We start from the raw sequence: 15,881 nt of genomic DNA, 5'->3' as shown, positions 1-15,881 counted from the left end.
TGAACCAGAAATCCTCCCTTAGCTAAACCTCAATTCTGTCCCACGAGTGCTGACGTCAGACACCCTGGGAGGTTCCCAGCAACACCGTGTCGCCACTCCCAGAGAAAGCCGCGGACTGAAGGCGGTCAGGACCGCCGCCGGTCATAAAACTCACGGTGGCGGAGAACCTCAGCAAATCCTCGGCGCTTTTCTTGCCCTGCAGATCATCGTGACTGGCCCCGGTGAGCGCCTCATAAGCCGCGTTAACGGCCTTCATCCGCGCCTCGTTGCCTGGGTTGAGGTCCGGGTGCAGCTGACGCACCAGGCCGCGGTATTTCTGCCGGATCTCATCCGGCGTTACCGGCAACGCAAGCTCAAGTTCCTCGAGTGCCTCCTCGATTTCCTTGGCGGTTCCCGTGTGCCCGCCCATGCCGCCCACTTCGAAGGTATGATGGTAAGTTTCCACGGGACGCTCCGGCATACGGACGCCCCACAGTCGTTTTCCGTGCCGATCGATGCACCATGCTTCGTCCACATGCGTGTAAAGGTATCTGTCTCGGCGTGGGCTGAGCGCGATGCAGTTTATCGCCAAGTGGGGCTCCCCCCAGAAAATACCTCCATCCTCGTCAAGATCGAGACGAAGGCGCCCAGCTGCGACTTCGGGCGTGGCGGAAAGGTCTGTCTCGAAATCGACCTTTAGGTCCGCGCCATAGACGGTCAGAATATTCATCTTTGATCGCGTCGCGAAACCTTGGCCTTCGGGATGGACATCAAGCGCATAAACCGGGCGCTCCAGTTGTTCGATCATGGGGTTGCCGCCCTGCTCGGAGATGAACATCACCGCGCCTGGTGCACCGAGGCTTGCCTCGGACTTTGCGAGGTCATCGAAGGAAAGGACGCCGCCACGTGTGGTGAAGTGCTTGCGAAAGGCGGGGTCCGGACGATCCGCGGGCGCGATCGCCTCTACAGTGAGTTCTCGCCAAGCGCCTTCGGCATCCTCGAATGTTTCAGAGGTCGCAGGTAGCGCAACCTGGCTGGCCCAGGCCTCGGGAGACGGTGGCAGCGGCACCAAGGTCAACTTATCGAGGTCAAGCTCGATGGGTTTCCCCGGCTTGATTTTGGCCTGATGAGACCCAGGGCGCGGCGGTTCAGTGTAGACTGCTAAAGCGTCCTTGGCGCTCATCTCGACGCCTTCTAAATAGAGGGCGTAGGTCTTTCCGTTCTTGGCGCGGCTGATTTCACCGGCCTTCTCCAGCCACGAGACCAGGTTGCTGACAAGGCGCCCGTCCTCGGCGCCCACTTCCGACTTCATCTTGTTCTGCAGGATGCCAGGCTTCTCCGCGACGGCTCTACGTATAGCGTCGAAGAGGTCGATGGCGGCGAGATGCTTCTCGGCATCAGCGCGGTATTCCTCGAGGTGATCGAACTCCGATACCAGATCATGCAGCATCTCCAGTCCTTTACGGTCACCGGTGATGGCCAGCATGGTGCCGCCCTGGGTGAGCGCGGGCATGCTAAGGCTGAGCCTCTTACCGTTTCCTCTGGGATCTTCGAGCCACTTGCGAATGAGCGGAAGACTCTCGCGAGCCGCTGTGGCCGCATCCGTGTACCTGCGATTCGAAATTCTATCCTGTAATGCCTGTAATTGGCTGAAGTAGGCCTGCCCCGGCATCTCATGGGACTGTGCCTCAAGGCGCTCTTTCATTTCCCGTTCAAGGTCCTCGAAGCGGCTCCGGCGCTGACCACCAACGCCATCGTCGCTTGAGCCGGCCGCCTCGCGGGCCACTGGGAGACCCTTGTCGCGTCTCGCCGCTTTTCCTCCACCGAACATCTTCCTTAAAATGCTGAATACCATATCAACGCCTGCCTGATACCTTTGCCGCCGTAAATCGCTGCTCCCCAGCTACCCCCTAAGAAAATCGCGCGAACGTCTATAGCGCAATCATGGAAAGAACGCGTGCTTACGCATGCCATCTTTCTCAGGAAACCTCGCAAATAAATCCTTCGCTCTTTCAGATTTTGGCCAAGATCGCTTTTGTCCAGAGCGGACAGCACGGCCGGGCAACACGAAAGGAGCCACGCAAATATAGAAACCTCCGATTTCGGCCCTTCGTGCTCGATGCGCGAGCCAAGGGGATCTCCGAGCTTCTGACCTCCGACTTTCCTGACCCCCGGGACGAAACCCGGTTCGGCACATCACTGAAGGAGGACACATGTTTCACACCAATCTCATCACACGCGCGGACCTCTGCGTCACCTCGCCAGAAGAACTCGAACTCCGCAAGTTCCTGTCGGAACATAGAGAAGGGTTGGCCCATGCGGCGGCTCTTCTGGCGGACAGGCGGGGCGCGCGGCTCGTCGCGGCGATCAGCGAGGCTCTCGAACAGCCAGGGCGCATGACACGCCGCCTACATCGACTTCTGCTCGAACTGCGCGGAATCCTGTTCCTGGATCATGCATATGATGATCCCGAAGCTGACTTCGGTTGCCTTCAAATGCTGGAACCCGAAGACCCGGTGGTCCCAGAAATCTGCCTACTGGCAGACGGCCTGAACGACGCCCTACGCGTTGCCGGTATCACACCGGTCTCGGACGAGCGCGCCGCCTGAAGCCCGGTCACCACACCGCCTCGAGCATTGCGCGGCGGTGTGGGACCTGCACCGCGTGTGAGCAACGGACCTTGTTTTCACCCGCGCAAAAGACCGGCGGCCAAGGCCAATGCTCAAGAACCGCCACGCCTCCAGATCGTCTCCCAAGACTCGGAGCATGAAGCCGAAGAATAGGCACCCACAGACCGTTTTCTGCATGTAGGGGAGATTCATCATGCATAACTCCACCACCCTCGATATCAGCCAGGCACGCTTCAACGCGGCTGCCGCAGCGGAGAAGCACCTGCGCTACAACGGGGCCAGCCTGTGCGATCTGCTCGATGCCCTCGAGGACGAAAGTGGCTTCGCGGCACTCTGCGACCTGCACGCCGCTCTCGGCCATTCGGTGCCCGATGCCGGCGCCGTAGAGGCAGCGCTGCGCCATATCCACCACGTGCTGGGGAACCAGAAGGCTTCCACGCTCGACCGCATAGGATACGAAAGGCGGCTGCCGGCGTCCGATATGACTCGCTGGCACGGGGCGCGCATCAGCGATCTTCTCACCCTGTTTTCATGCGGAGAGTGAGATCATGGTGCGGTGCATTCTTCAAATGACACGGGAACGCCGCCTGAGCGTCTTCCCGGACAAAGTCGGCATGGAGCAGGACATCTGTGATGTCACACTTTGGCTGATGGAAAAGTATGGTCCGAAATCGGTCCACGTCTGGATCGACAGGCACTACACGCAAATCGGTCGTGAGATCGCCGGCGTCACCGTCATGACGTCACCACACCATCCTGACCGCCTTTCGGATGCTGCCTATGGCGCGTTCCTCGCGCTCGGCTACGAGATCCACGACTCCGGCGCAGATACCTACGGACACCAGTTCTGCGACGGGAAGCACTCGAGGCACGAAGCGCTGCAGGCGTATTCCAGGGTCGAGAATGCGCTCAAACCTCGGACCACCCGCACAGCGAGCGAAAATCAGGAGTAGGCATTCTCGATCAGCTGGGCGAGAAGCAGTAGCTCGCCCGCTGAATTCATCCCTTTGATCTGTCGATCAAATTGAAGAAAACGATGGTTGGGAGAAGAATTTCCTTCGTCTTTCTGAGAAGTGGCCAATCTTGATCCGCGTTAAGCCCCTGATAGAAAAGGAAAAAAGTTCACTTCGCGCTTGACCCAGCTTGTCAGCGTTGCTATATCTCCCCCTGCAGCAGAACGGCCGCCAAGAGAGTGGCCACCTTGAAGCGGCGCGACAGCCGCGGCCCGGTCGATGACCTGGTCAACCAATGGCGATGGTAAAGGGAGTTCTGCGTGCGCCATTTCACCTCTATTGGCCTACCGATCTTTCGATCGACGATCGTCGATGCTGTCACTTCGGGTCTGTACCCAGGATGTCAGCCTCTCTCGCCTCTTGAAGCGGTCATGACGGCCGCGACCGGATGCAACGCATCCGCCCGTGTTTCGGCACTCGTGCCCAGCATTCTCAAGAGGCTCATGACCAAAAGGACGCAATCCCCTAAAGCGGACGTCACTCGGCTCGAAACTCTGCCTTCGAACAGATCAGAGGAACAAGGCAACTTTAAAGATAGAGATGCTGCGTTGCAGAAGTATGGAAACATCATCGACGGCCATCATCTTACAAACCAACAGTGGCTGCACGCTATGAGCGCACTCCGGGAGATCTTGTGCGTCATCTTCGACGCGAAGAGCACCTTCCCTCAAGCTACTTTGGACGGCGATCGGCCCAAGCCCGATGATCGAGACCGAGGCGATCAATGACTAACCGTAAAGAAGTCACCCCCGTGGTCAACGCGCGCTTTACAAAAGAAGGGCAATTAGCAGCCCGCACTGCTCATCAGAGAGGAGCGCCACTGTCGACGCGTTCGATGTGCCACTGTGAGGTGGAGATGGGTGTCGATGAGAACCATCAGGGGCGCGCCTCCTATGTCGAACTCGTGTCGCACATGGCTACGAAGCCCAAGGATGCAGAACTGATTGTTGGCCGCTTATGGTTGGTGCTCAGTGTTATCGCGGACGCTTTCGCGCGAGACGGCGCATACTTACCATGGCGTAGCCAAGATTCATGCAGAGCAACTGACTACCAAGCAAAAGAGAACAGTGGAGGTGGCACGAGGAATGTCTGACATCAAAGGAAAGAAAGCTATCATTTACGCTCGTGTCTCATCTCGCCGACAGGTCGAAGAAGGTCATGGGTTGGATTCGCAGATCAAGATCTGCGAAGAATATGGTGACCGTCTTGGGTTGCGGATTGAAGAAGTGTTTACCGACACTATTACTGGTAAGACCGCAAAGCGCGATGGATTGGATGGCGCGCTGCAGTTTCTGAGAAAGAACAAATCAAAACAACCAGTCATTCTCATTGACGACATAGACCGGCTGGCCCGGGAGGTAAAAGGACATTGGTCGGTAAGGGAAGATATTGAGAAGGCTGGGGGTCAACTATACAGCCCCCGGTTTAAATTTGGCAGTGACGCAAATTCACGTTATAGCGAGAATATACATGCGGCAAGTGCCCAGTATTTTCGCGAAAAAAACCTTGAGACAGTCTTGGAAAGAATGCGGGCCCGTATTCTGTCAGGATACTGGTGCTTACGCGCTCCGTTAGGGTATGAATTCAGGGATGTTCCAGGCCACGGAAGACTCATAGCGCCAATTGAGGATGTCCAAGGGCCGCTTGCGGAAATTCTGGAAGGGTTCGCATGCGGAAGGTTTGAAACGCAATCGGAAGTAAAGCGCTACATTGAATCTCGCCCAGAGTTCGCCCGTTACTGCGCTAAATCAGGACGTTTCAAGATAGATCGCGTTCGAGATGTTCTTGAACAGATCCTTTATTCTGGTCATATTCTCTACCCGCGGTGGAATGTTACACTTAGAAAGGCACATCATCAGGCGCTGATATCTCTTGAGACGCATCAAAAGATTCTCGATCGCCTGAACGGTAAACCTGTAGCTCCGATCAAACAGGACCGCAGTGAAGATTTCCCACTCCGAGGGTTTGTACAGTGCTCTGAGTGCGGGCACCATCTGACATCTAACTGGTCGAAGGGGAAAAATAAGTGGTACCCTTACTATTTCTGCTGCTACCGAAAATGCTCGAAATTCAAAAAGTCAATTCGCCGTGACGAATTGGAAGGCAGTTTTGAGGCCCTCCTGGCAGAACTCGAACCCCATGAAGAGCTTTTTTCCGTGGTCCGTGCTATGCTGGAGGACATCTGGAACGACCGGTCTGCGGTAGAGCAGTCGCGGAAAAAACAGCTGGCGAAGAAACTGCGGACGCTTGAGGGCGAAGTCGACCAGCTTGTCGACCGTATCATTCAAAGCAACAATGACCGGGTCGTTGCGGCTTATGAGGACAAGCTCGAGCGGCTTCAGATGGCGCAAGTCGCAACCAAGGAAAAACTCGATAATTTGACTGTCGAAGAGGGCTCGTTTGAGGACTTGTTCGAACACTCCATGGAGTTTCTATCAAGTCCTTGTAAAATATGGAAAAATGGCGACTACGTTTGGCAGCGTACGGTGCTCAGATTAGCTTTCAGCGAAAAGCTCACCTACTGCTCCAAAGAGGGACTTCAAACACCAAAACTTTCCTTTCCTTTCAGAGTCTTATCTGACGCCAAAAATAGAAAAGGAGATTTGGTGGAGCCTAGGGGGATCGAACCCCTGACCTCTTGCATGCCATGCAAGCGCTCTCCCAGCTGAGCTAAGGCCCCGAAAACAGGCCCGCGTCGGGCCGTGCGCCGCTATCTAGGCAAAGCGGCGGGCGGGATCAAGAGGAAAATCCCGCCCGGTGATCATTACAACTCGTTGTCGTCAGAGGCGACATCGGCGATATCGTCGAGCGAGACATCATCGTCCTCGTCATCCTCCAGAAGATCGTCGTCGATCTCCACATCGACATCGTCATCATCATCGACGAGGTCGCTGCTCTGCTCGCTGCTGCCGCCCTTGAGCTTCTTGGTTTCCGCGTCCTCGGCATCGGGCCGCATGGAGCGGGTCTTGCCGGTGGCCAGTTCCACCACCTCGCCGGTATAGGGGCTGACGATCGGGGTCTTGTTCAGGTCGTAAAAACGCTTGCCTGTGGTCGGGCACAGACGCTTCACGCCCCATTCTTCCTTGGCCATGGGTGATCCTCTTTCACTGACATCTCTTGCAGGTGATCCGCGTCCCCTGCCATAACGCCCTTGTGCTGTCAAAGGCTTTGCGGCGGCATGCGACACCCGGTTCGGAGGGCATATGGGCCAACATCTCCTGTCAGGCAACCCCCCTGTTGCGGTCAGCCTGCGACGCAGTCCCCGGGCGCGGCGGATTTCGCTGCGGGTCTCGGGACTTGACGGGCGCGTGACCCTCACGGTGCCGCGCGGGGTCAGCGAGGCCGAGGCGCTGAAATTCGCGACCTCCAAGGGCGATTGGCTGCGCGCGCAACTGGCCGGGCAACCAGAGTGCCTGCGCGTGTCTCCGGGCATCGAACTGCCCGTCGAGGGACGTTTTTTGCGAATCGGCCCCGGTGCGGGCCGGGGCGTGCGCCTGAGCGACCATGCGATCGAAGTGCCCGGACCCGAGGCGCAGTTGCCCGCCCGCCTCGAAGGCTGGCTCAAGGCACGTGCGCGCGACCGGCTGGCCGCGGCCTCCGACGCCTATGCCGCACGGCTTGGCCGGGGTTATTCCCGCATCACCCTGCGCGACACCCGCTCGCGCTGGGGATCGTGCTCGTCGCGCGGCGCGCTCAGCTATTCGTGGCGGCTGATCATGGCCCCGCCCGAGGTGCTCGATTATGTAGCCGCGCATGAGGTGGCACATCTCGCCGAGATGAACCATTCCCCCGCCTTCTGGGCGGTGGTGGCGCGGCTCTCGCCCGATTACGAGACCCCGCGCCGCTGGCTGCGCCGCGAGGGGGCCGCACTGCACCGCTATCGTTTCAGCGATTGACCGACGCGCAATTTGTGATCACATAGACGCATGCTGATTTCGCCCCGCCCCGATCCGGCCCCGGCGGCCCATGACCGCGTCTATCGCGGATTGCGCTCGCGCATCATGCATGGCGAGATCGGCCCCGGTCAGGCGCTGACCCTGCGCGGCATTGCCGCCGAATTCGAGGTCTCGATGACCCCCGCCCGCGAGGCGCTGCGCCGCCTCTCCGCCGAAGGCGCGCTCACTATGTCGAACTCGGGCCGCGTCTCGACCCCGGAACTCAGCAATGAACGGATCGAGGAACTGGCCGCCCTGCGCTCATTGCTGGAGGTGGAACTGGCGAGCCGCGCCCTGCCGCGCGCGCATATCGCGCTGATCGACCGGCTTCAGACCATCAACGCCCGGATCACCGAGGATATCGCCCGGCAGGATGCCGTCGCCTATATCCGCCGCAATCTCGAGTTCCACCGCACGCTCTATCTGCGCGCGCAGGCCCCGGCGATGCTGGCGATGGCCGAAACCGTCTGGCTTCAGCTTGGGCCCACCATGCGCGCGCTCTACGGGCGGCTGCGGCGCAAGGATCCACCGCATTACCACCGTCTGATGATCGCCGCGCTCAAGGCCGGGGACGAGCCAAGTCTGCGCCTCGCGGTACGCTCGGACGTGACGCAGGGCCTGCGCATGCTGGTGGGCTGAGGAATGGACCTCGCGCCGCTGCTGATCGCGCTTGGCGCGCTGTTCCTCGTCGGGCTTGCCGCCGATACGGTCGGACGGCGCACCCGCCTGCCCCGGGTCACGCTGCTGCTGGCCTGCGGAATCGTGGTGGGCGGTTCCGGACTTGATCTCATCCCGCCGGAAATGCGCTCGCTCTACGATTTCCTGTCGATCATGGCGCTGACCATGGTGGCCTTTCTTCTGGGCAGTTCCCTGACCCTTGACCGTCTGGCACAGCATGGCCGGGCGATCCTGCTGATTTCGCTCTGCATCGTTCTCGTCACCCTGGCGGTCGTCAGCCTCGGGCTGTGGCTCGCCGGTCTGCCTGCCCCGGTGGCGCTGCTTCTGGGGGCCATCGCCACGGCAACCGCGCCCGCCGCGACGCAGGACGCGATCCGGCAGGCGGGGGCAGAAGGGCCGTTTGTGGATCTTATCCTCGGGATCGTGGCCATCGACGACGCTTGGGGGCTGCTGGCCTTTTCACTGGCCGCCGTCGGCGCGCATATGCTCTCGGGGGGCGCGGGCGCGGGGCTGCTCACCGGCGCACTCTGGGAAATCGGTGGTGCGGTGGCGCTTGGCGGCCTCATCGGCTGGCCCGCCGCCTATCTCACTGGTCGCATCAGCCGGGGCGAACCGCTGGAGACCGAGGCCATCGGCCTGGTCTGCCTGACCGCGGGGCTCGCGATCTGGCTCGATGTCTCGTTCCTCATCGCGGGCATGGTTGCGGGCATGCTGATCGCCAATCTCGCCCGCCATCACGAGCGCGCCTTTCACGAGATCGAGCACCTGCAATGGCCGTTCATGGTGCTCTTCTTCCTGCTGGCGGGCGCGCGGCTCGATCTGTCGCTGCTGGCCAGGATCGGCCTCATTGGCGGGCTCTTCATCCTGTTGCGCAGCGTGGCGCGCGTTGCGGGCGGATGGATCGGCGGGCGGCTTGCGGGGCTCCCGGCGCAGGAGTGCAACTGGTGCGGGGCCGCATTGCTGCCGCAGGCGGGCGTCGCCGTGGGCATGGCGCTGATCGCGGCGCGTGAGTTTCCGCAGCATGGCGAAATGATCCTCACCCTCACCATCGGCTCCACGGTGGTGTTCGAACTGATCGGCCCGGTGATGACCCTGATCGCCATTCGCCGGGTGCAGGGGGCGCGGCGCTGAACGCGCTCAGGCCGCGAGGCCCTTCTTGCCGAGATCGAGAAACTTCTGGCGGCGGTCCTTGATCAACGCCTTGCGGTCCTTTTTGGACAATTCGCTCAGCATTGCCGTGATCGTCTTGCCCACGGCCTTGATCGTCGCCGCAGGGTCGCGATGCGCGCCGCCCAACGGCTCGTCGATGACCCGGTCCGCGACGCCCAGCTTGATCAGGTCCTGCGCGGTCAGGCGCAGCGCCTCGGCGGCCTCGCGCATCTTCTCGGCATCCTTCCACAGGATCGAGGCGCAGCCCTCAGGCGAGATCACCGAGTAGACCGAATGTTCCAGCATCGCCACGCGGTTGGCGCTGGCAAAGGCCACCGCCCCCCCCGATCCGCCCTCGCCGATGATCACCGACACCAGCGGCACGCCGATGCCGAGGCAAGTCTCGGTCGCGCGTGCTATGGCCTCGCTTTGCCCGCGCTCCTCGGCGCCCTTGCCGGGATAGGCACCGGGCGTATCCACCAGCGTGATCACCGGCAGGCCGAAGCGGTCGGCCATCTCCATCAGGCGCACCGCCTTGCGATAGCCCTCGGGGCGCGCCATGCCGAAATTGCGGGTCAGGCGGCTCTTGGTGTCGTTGCCTTTTTCGTGGCCAATCACCATCACCGGGCGATCATCGAGCCGCGCAAGCCCGCCCATCACCGCCTCGTCCTCGCCAAAGGCGCGGTCGCCCGCCAATGGCGTGTATTCGCTGAACAGCGCGTCGATATAATCGCGGCAATGCGGTCGGTCGGGATGGCGCGCCACCTGGCATTTGCGCCATGGAGTGAGGGTCTTGTAGAGATCGCGCAGCATTTCGGCGGCCTTGCGGTCGAGCGCGCCCGCCTCGTCCTCGACATCCATTTCCTCGCTTGTGCGCGCCAGCGCGCGCAACTCTTCGGCCTTGCCTTCGATTTCCGCCAGAGGCTTTTCAAAGTCGAGGTAATGGGTCATCGCTGCGCCGTCTCCGTGATTGCCGTGGCGTTATATGGCTGGCCTGAGCCGGATTTGCAATCGGAACAACCGGGCCGGTCACGGCATCAGCCGCGCGCGGGCGGCAGAGGGCATTGGCCGAGCGCCCAGAGAGAAAGGGCCCCGATGATGACCCAGCCCTGTGGCTCGCCCAAAGCAAGAAGCGTCGCCGCGCTGAACGCACACCACAAGACCGGGACGAGCCCGACGACAAGGCTCGCACGCCCCGGCCAAACCAGCGTCAGAAGGCCGAGACAGGCAATCGCTGTCGGATCGGGAGAAATCCCGACGATCTCGGCCTGCACCAGGGGGCGCCCGAAAACGAGACCTATCAGAGGGTGCAGGATCGTGGCATGAACAAGCAGACCCCAGCCAAGGACGGCCCCCGCGCCACGCCGCACCGACCACGTCCAGCGACCAAAGACGGCGATCGCGGCCAGCAGGACAGCCTGCACACCGAACCCCCAGGCAGCATGGACAACCGGCCAGTTGATTGGCGCATAGCGAGCGGCTAGGAATTGCGCCGCTCCTACACAGGCCAACGCAGATAGGATCAGAACGGCCCGGATGTGCAGTGGCCGCCCGCTGATCAGAACTGGCAGAGCCAGAAGACCGAGCAGCGCCGCGATCACTGGAGCGGGCCAGAGCGCGCGGTTCTGCAATTCGAACAGCCGCCAGTAGACCTCCGGCCCGAACATCAGGAAATCGCCCGGCGCGTAGCTCAGCCATGTCTCCATCAGAGGTTCGAGAGGTCAGCCGCCATGCGCCGCCGCAGGGCCGCATCGGGCACCGGGCCCCGCGCCACCGCCTTGTTCTCGCGCAGATGCGCGACCTGCCGGGTGGCGGGAATGGCAACGGTCACCGCCGGGTGCGAGATCACGAATTTCAACAGCACCTGAGCCCAGCTTTGCGCGCCGATCTCGGCGGCCCACCCGGGCAGCGGCTGGCCCTTGAACCGATCCACCAACGCCCCGCGTCGATAGGGCCGGTTCACGATCACGGCAATCCCGCGCTCTGCCGCCAGAGGCAGCAACCGCGCCTCGGCCTCGCGGTCGAGCACATTGTAGGTCAGTTGCACGAAGTCGAGCGGCTGCTCGCGCATGATCCGCTCCATGAGATCATGCCGACGACCATGCGAGGTGGTGATGCCGACATGACCAAGCCGCCCTTCGTCCTTCATCGCGAAGAGATGCTCGAGATGCGCCTGCCAGGCCCGCAGGTTATGCACCTGCATGAGATCGAACTCCGACAGGCCCCAGTTGCCCGCCGCCTGCGCGATCTGCGTCGGTCCCTCTTCGGGGGCCGATGTCCAGACCTTTTCCGCCGAGAATATGGACGAACGGTCGGGGAGCCGTGCCAGACCGTGGCCGATGGTATCCTGCGATGAGCCATACATCGGCGAACAGTCGATCATGCCGCCGCCCTCGTCGGCGAAGGCTTTGATCACATCGGCACATTGCGCGCGCAGGGCCGGATCCTCTCCGACATTGAAGGTGATCCAACTGCCCAAGCCGATCACAGGCAGCCGCGCGCCAGTCGAGGGGATCGTTCGCCACTCCCCGGGCGACGCAGTCTCGGCCCCGGCGGCAGGCCCCATGACAAGGCCCGCCATGGCCGCCGACATACCGCCCAGCAGATCCCGTCTCGACAGAGTCATGACATATCTCCCGATGCCGTTCGCGTTCCCGGGCAAGGTAACGCAAAGCCGATCGCTTGCCACCCCGCAGGGTCACGCAGGCCACGGGATCACGGGAGCGCACGCGACCGTCAGGCGCGTTCGGAATATTCCATGGTTTCGGTGTTCACGACGATATCCTCGTCCTGCCCCACAAAGGGCGGCACCATGACCTTGACGCCATTGTCGAGAATCGCCGGCTTGAAGCTGTTGGCGGCGGTCTGCCCCTTCACCACCGGCTCGGTCTCGACAATCTTGCAGACCACCTTCTGCGGCAGGGTCGCGTTCAGCGCCTCGCTGTCGTGGAATTCCACGGTGATCGTCATGCCATCCTGCAGGAACGGGCGGCGGTCACCAAGAATATCGGCGGGCAGTTCGATCTGCTCATAGGTCTCGGTATCCATGAACACGAGGTTTTCGCCCTCCTGATAGAGGAACTGCTGGTCTTTCTGCTCCAGTCGCACGCGCTCGACCTTGTCGGCGCTGCGGAACCGTTCATTGAGTTTCGATCCGTTGCGCAGGTTGCGCATCTCGACCTGGGCAAAGGCCCCACCCTTGCCGGGCTTGACGTGATCGACCTTGACTGCGGCCCACAGGCCGCCATTATGCTCCAGCACGTTACCGGGGCGTATCTCGTTTCCGTTGATCTTGGGCATGTGTTCAAACCATGACAAAAGGTTGATGAGAGCTCGGCAGCACCTATATATCGGGTGATGACGGGTGACAAGACAACCAGATCTCGTGCGATGGCGACGGAAGCTATGCAAATTTTGCAAGCTTGTTATGCGTTTCCGCTCTATCCGAATCGCTCAAACTTCGTCATACCCACCAGCACGCCCAAAACGCAAGAGCAATAAGAACAGGACGAATGATGAAGGATTTCGTTGACGGCACGGCTTTCAATGCCGAACAGGGCAACCGTGCACGCAAACTTTTCGCAGCCGTTGTACTGGCTGCGTTGGATGATGCCATCTCCGACGACAAGAAGTATGGCAACGGCCCCGAGCAGATCGCTCGTTGGGCGCGCTCCCGCGATGGCCGCGAGGTTCTCAGCTGCGCGGGCATCGACCCGAACGAGCGCGTGGTCTCCGGCCTGATGGACTTCGTGTCCAAGGGCGTTCGCACCTCCGTCGCGCTGTCGCGCGAGGAGAGCGAGCGGCGCAACGCCGCCGCACAGGCCGAAGCCGCCTGACACCTCACGGACCCGCAAGGATCAAGGGCCCTGCCGCATGCGGCGGGGCCTTTGCTTTGGCGCGCGGCGTCGATATCACGACCCGGGCAGACCGCAGCAAGGGCAGGCCATGACACGCGCGATCATGATACAGGGCGCCGGGTCCAATGTCGGCAAGTCCATGCTGGTGGCGGGGCTGGCGCGCGCCTTTACCCGGCGCGGGCTGAACGTGGCCCCGTTCAAGGCGCAGAACATGTCCAACAACGCCGCCGTCACCGAGGATGGCGGCGAAATCGGTCGCGCGCAGGCCTTGCAGGCGATGGCGGCCGGCCGCGCGCCGCATCGCGACATGAACCCCGTGCTCCTGAAACCCGAGAGCGAGACCGGCGCGCAAGTGATCGTGCAGGGGCGGCGCGTGGGCACCCTCGCGGCGCGCGACTATACCGGCGAAAAGCCGCGCCTTCTGGCCCCGGTGATGGAAAGCTTCACCCGCCTGAGCGCCACCGCCGATCTGGTGCTGGTCGAGGGCGCAGGAAGCCCGGCAGAGATCAACCTGCGCAAGGGCGATATCGCCAATATGGGCTTTGCCGAGGCCGCAGGCGTACCGGTGATCCTGCTGGGCGATATCGACCGGGGCGGCGTCATTGCGCAGATCGTCGGCACGCAGGCGGTGCTTGCGCCGCAGGACGCGGCGCGCATCAAGGGCTTTGCCATCAACAAATTTCGCGGCGATGTCAGCCTCTTCGATGACGGACTGCAAGAGATCGTCAGCCGCACCGGCTGGCCCTCGCTCGGGGTGGTGCCGTGGTTCCACGACGCCTGGCGCCTGCCCCCCGAGGATGTTCTGGAACTGACCTCCTCCAAGGGTGGGGCCTGCAAGATCGCGGTGCCGCATCTGGGGCGGATCGCCAACTTCGACGACCTCACCCCACTGGCCAATGAGCCGGGCGTCACGGTGCAGATTGTCGAGGCGGGCACCGCCCTGCCCGGCGATGCCGACCTGATCCTGATCGCGGGCAGCAAATCGACCATCGCCGATCTGGCGGCGTTCCGTGCGAATGGCTGGGATATCGACCTGGCCGGCCATGTCCGACGCAGGGGGCACGTGCTGGGGATCTGCGGCGGCTACCAGATGCTGGGTCGCAGCATCGCCGACCCGAACGGGATCGAGGGCGCGCCCGGCACGGTCGAGGGTCTTGGCCTGCTCAATGTTCACACCGTCATGCAGCCGCAAAAGCGCCTCGCGCTCCGCAATGCGCAGGATATCGCAAGCGGCGCGCCGCTCTCGGGCTATGAAATCCACCTTGGCGCCACCACCGGGCCGGATTGCGCGCGCGCCTGGCTCCGGGTGGACGGGCGGCCGGAGGGGGCCACGTCAGAAAACCGGCGCATCCGGGGCACCTATCTGCACGGGCTGTTCGGCAATGACACCTTCCGCGCCGCGTATCTGGCCGGGTTGGGCGCGGTCTCGGATCTGGCCTATGACGCCACGGTCGAGCAGACGCTCGACGCGCTCGCCGGGCATCTGGAGACGCATATGGATCTCGATCTGATCTGGCGGCTGAGCGCGCCGGGAGACGAGCCCTCCACCGCCTAGCCGAGCGCGGGCCGCATCACCGTCGGGTTCAGCAACAGATGCGTCGCCATCGCGCCGATCCACATCGCGGTGACGGCGACCCATGCGGTCAGTGCAAAGATCGCACCGCCCGACATGCCCGCGCCCACGGCGCAGCCCCCGGCCAGCATCGAGCCGAAGCCCATCAGCGCCGCGCCCAGGAGGTAACGCTCCATCGGCGTGTCGGGGCCGAAGCGTTCGATCTTCCACTCGCGGTTGACCAGCGCCATCGCCGCCGCCCCCACGAACACCCCCGGAACCAGACCCACGCCAAAACTCAGCGGCAGCGAGGTGCTGTTGACCAGCCCCATCAGCGTGTCGGTCGACGGGCCGGTAAAGGTGACCGAGGAAATCGGGATCACCCCGAAGGAGGCCTGCGCGATCATGAACGTCACCAGCCAGCCAAGCCCCACGGCAAGCCCGACCCCCATTCCGGCAATCGCATGGCTCAGCCGCACATGACGCGCCATCGCCAGCATGAACCCGGCGATCAGCACCAGCGCGGCGCAGCCCGCTGCGACCAAAGGGCTCATGCCAAGCTGCGACAGGATGCTGCGCGCCTCGCCACCAGGCACCAGCCAGAGCGTTGCCAGCCCCTCGCGCGCGGGCGAGAGCACGCCGCGCAGCGCCGATTGCGCCACCACGGTCAGCACCAGCCCGGTGATGAGCGCGCGCAGGTTGCCAGTGGCCGACAGCACCAGAAGGCGGCTCGCACAGCCGCGCGCAAGGATCATGCCCGCACCAAACATCAGCCCGCCGATGATCGCACCTGACAGGCTGCCGGTCGCCGCCAGCGGACGCGCCTCGCTCACATCGAGCAACCCGGCCGCAATGGCCCCCTGCACCGACAGAACCCCGGCGGAAAACGCGATGAGCCAGATCGACAGGCGCGGCCCCAGCCCACGCTCGGCCACCTCGATGGTCGCCGCCCGCAGGCAGAACCGCGAATGCTGCGCCGCCGTCCCGAAGATCACGCCAACAAGCGCCCCGGCCATCGCGAGAACGGCCCCATCCCCATAGGTATCAATGAGTGCTTCCAGCATCGCGGGACTTTCACATGGTTTCTC

At 62.4% G+C, this 15,881-nt stretch carries 17 protein-coding genes, 1 tRNA gene and 1 pseudogene; 10 read left to right on the top strand and 9 right to left on the bottom strand.

The window, feature by feature from the left end:
- Positions 1-55: 55 nt before the first annotated feature.
- Entirely contained in the window at positions 56-1,834 is a 1,779-nt protein-coding gene (locus ACSSV4_RS09325) for a J domain-containing protein (protein WP_454274868.1), read from the bottom strand.
- Between the two features lie 358 nt (positions 1,835-2,192).
- Between ACSSV4_RS09325 and ACSSV4_RS09320 the strand changes: the two genes are divergently transcribed.
- From ACSSV4_RS09320 to ACSSV4_RS09300, 5 genes and pseudogenes are all read left to right on the top strand, one after another.
- Positions 2,193-2,588, top strand: coding sequence for a hypothetical protein (locus ACSSV4_RS09320; RefSeq protein ID WP_454274867.1), 396 nt, complete (start codon positions 2,193-2,195; stop codon positions 2,586-2,588).
- 214 nt (positions 2,589-2,802) lie between these two features.
- Positions 2,803-3,153 carry a hypothetical protein gene (locus tag ACSSV4_RS09315; protein ID WP_454274866.1) on the top strand — a complete coding sequence of 117 codons (351 nt, stop codon included), beginning with the start codon at positions 2,803-2,805 and terminating at the stop codon, positions 3,151-3,153.
- A gap of 25 nt (positions 3,154-3,178) precedes the next feature.
- Positions 3,179-3,562 carry a hypothetical protein gene (locus ACSSV4_RS09310; RefSeq protein WP_454274865.1) on the top strand — a complete coding sequence of 128 codons (384 nt, stop codon included), beginning with the start codon at positions 3,179-3,181 and terminating at the stop codon, positions 3,560-3,562.
- Positions 3,563-3,882: 320 nt separating this feature from the next.
- A complete protein-coding gene (locus ACSSV4_RS09305; protein ID WP_454274864.1) occupies positions 3,883-4,350 on the top strand; it encodes a hypothetical protein in 468 nt (155 codons plus the stop codon).
- Between the two features lie 357 nt (positions 4,351-4,707).
- Positions 4,708-5,679: pseudogene (locus ACSSV4_RS09300) on the top strand (recombinase family protein); the annotation flags it as partial.
- A gap of 21 nt (positions 5,680-5,700) precedes the next feature.
- Here ACSSV4_RS09300 and ACSSV4_RS09295 read toward each other — a convergent pair.
- The 3 genes from ACSSV4_RS09295 to ACSSV4_RS09285 form a co-directional block, all read right to left on the bottom strand.
- A complete protein-coding gene (locus ACSSV4_RS09295) occupies positions 5,701-6,042 on the bottom strand; it encodes a hypothetical protein (RefSeq protein ID WP_454274863.1) in 342 nt (113 codons plus the stop codon).
- Between the two features lie 184 nt (positions 6,043-6,226).
- Positions 6,227-6,302 (bottom strand) — tRNA-Ala (locus ACSSV4_RS09290).
- Between the two features lie 84 nt (positions 6,303-6,386).
- Entirely contained in the window at positions 6,387-6,713 is a 327-nt protein-coding gene (locus ACSSV4_RS09285; protein WP_454274862.1) for a TIGR02300 family protein, read from the bottom strand.
- Between the two features lie 112 nt (positions 6,714-6,825).
- Between ACSSV4_RS09285 and ACSSV4_RS09280 the strand changes: the two genes are divergently transcribed.
- The 3 genes from ACSSV4_RS09280 to ACSSV4_RS09270 are packed head-to-tail and all read left to right on the top strand — an operon-like array spanning position 6,826 to position 9,366.
- A complete protein-coding gene (locus ACSSV4_RS09280) occupies positions 6,826-7,518 on the top strand; it encodes a M48 family metallopeptidase (RefSeq protein ID WP_454274861.1) in 693 nt (230 codons plus the stop codon).
- A 30-nt stretch (positions 7,519-7,548) separates the two neighbouring features.
- Positions 7,549-8,196, top strand: a complete 648-nt coding sequence (locus ACSSV4_RS09275) for a GntR family transcriptional regulator (protein ID WP_454274860.1) — start codon at positions 7,549-7,551, stop codon at positions 8,194-8,196.
- Positions 8,197-8,199: 3 nt separating this feature from the next.
- Positions 8,200-9,366, top strand: coding sequence for a cation:proton antiporter (locus ACSSV4_RS09270; protein ID WP_454274859.1), 1,167 nt, complete (start codon positions 8,200-8,202; stop codon positions 9,364-9,366).
- Between the two features lie 6 nt (positions 9,367-9,372).
- Here the strand turns inward: ACSSV4_RS09270 and ACSSV4_RS09265 are convergent, their stop codons facing one another.
- The 4 genes from ACSSV4_RS09265 to efp form a co-directional block, all read right to left on the bottom strand.
- On the bottom strand, positions 9,373-10,335 hold the full coding sequence (locus ACSSV4_RS09265) for an acetyl-CoA carboxylase carboxyltransferase subunit alpha (RefSeq protein ID WP_454274858.1): 963 nt from the start codon (positions 10,333-10,335) through the stop codon (positions 9,373-9,375).
- A gap of 86 nt (positions 10,336-10,421) precedes the next feature.
- Complete coding sequence (locus ACSSV4_RS09260; protein ID WP_454274857.1) at positions 10,422-11,090, bottom strand: DUF6064 family protein; 669 nt, start codon at positions 11,088-11,090, stop codon at positions 10,422-10,424.
- Positions 11,090-12,010: an aldo/keto reductase gene (locus tag ACSSV4_RS09255; RefSeq protein WP_454274856.1), complete on the bottom strand. Its 921-nt coding sequence runs from the start codon at positions 12,008-12,010 to the stop codon at positions 11,090-11,092. The genes ACSSV4_RS09260 and ACSSV4_RS09255 overlap by 1 nt, the downstream gene beginning before the upstream one ends.
- 110 nt (positions 12,011-12,120) lie before the next feature.
- Positions 12,121-12,684, bottom strand: coding sequence for an elongation factor P (gene efp, locus ACSSV4_RS09250; RefSeq protein WP_454274855.1), 564 nt, complete (start codon positions 12,682-12,684; stop codon positions 12,121-12,123).
- 215 nt (positions 12,685-12,899) lie between these two features.
- On the opposite strand from efp, the gene ACSSV4_RS09245 reads away from it, so the two are divergent.
- Together ACSSV4_RS09245 and ACSSV4_RS09240 are read left to right on the top strand one after the other, a co-directional pair.
- The gene (locus ACSSV4_RS09245; protein ID WP_037248548.1) at positions 12,900-13,220 is read left to right on the top strand and encodes a DUF6280 family protein; all 321 of its coding nucleotides are present in this window, start codon (positions 12,900-12,902) and stop codon (positions 13,218-13,220) included.
- A 109-nt stretch (positions 13,221-13,329) separates the two neighbouring features.
- The gene (locus ACSSV4_RS09240; RefSeq protein ID WP_454274854.1) at positions 13,330-14,796 is read left to right on the top strand and encodes a cobyric acid synthase; all 1,467 of its coding nucleotides are present in this window, start codon (positions 13,330-13,332) and stop codon (positions 14,794-14,796) included.
- On the opposite strand, the gene ACSSV4_RS09235 is transcribed toward ACSSV4_RS09240, so the two are convergent.
- Complete coding sequence (locus tag ACSSV4_RS09235; protein WP_454274853.1) at positions 14,793-15,857, bottom strand: YeeE/YedE family protein; 1,065 nt, start codon at positions 15,855-15,857, stop codon at positions 14,793-14,795. The genes ACSSV4_RS09240 and ACSSV4_RS09235 overlap by 4 nt on opposite strands.
- Positions 15,858-15,881: the final 24 nt, after the last annotated feature.

The organism is Roseovarius sp. MBR-154, from assembly GCF_053628595.1.
Note: the sequence above shows the minus strand (reverse complement) of the source record. Positions and strands in the feature narration are given on the sequence as shown.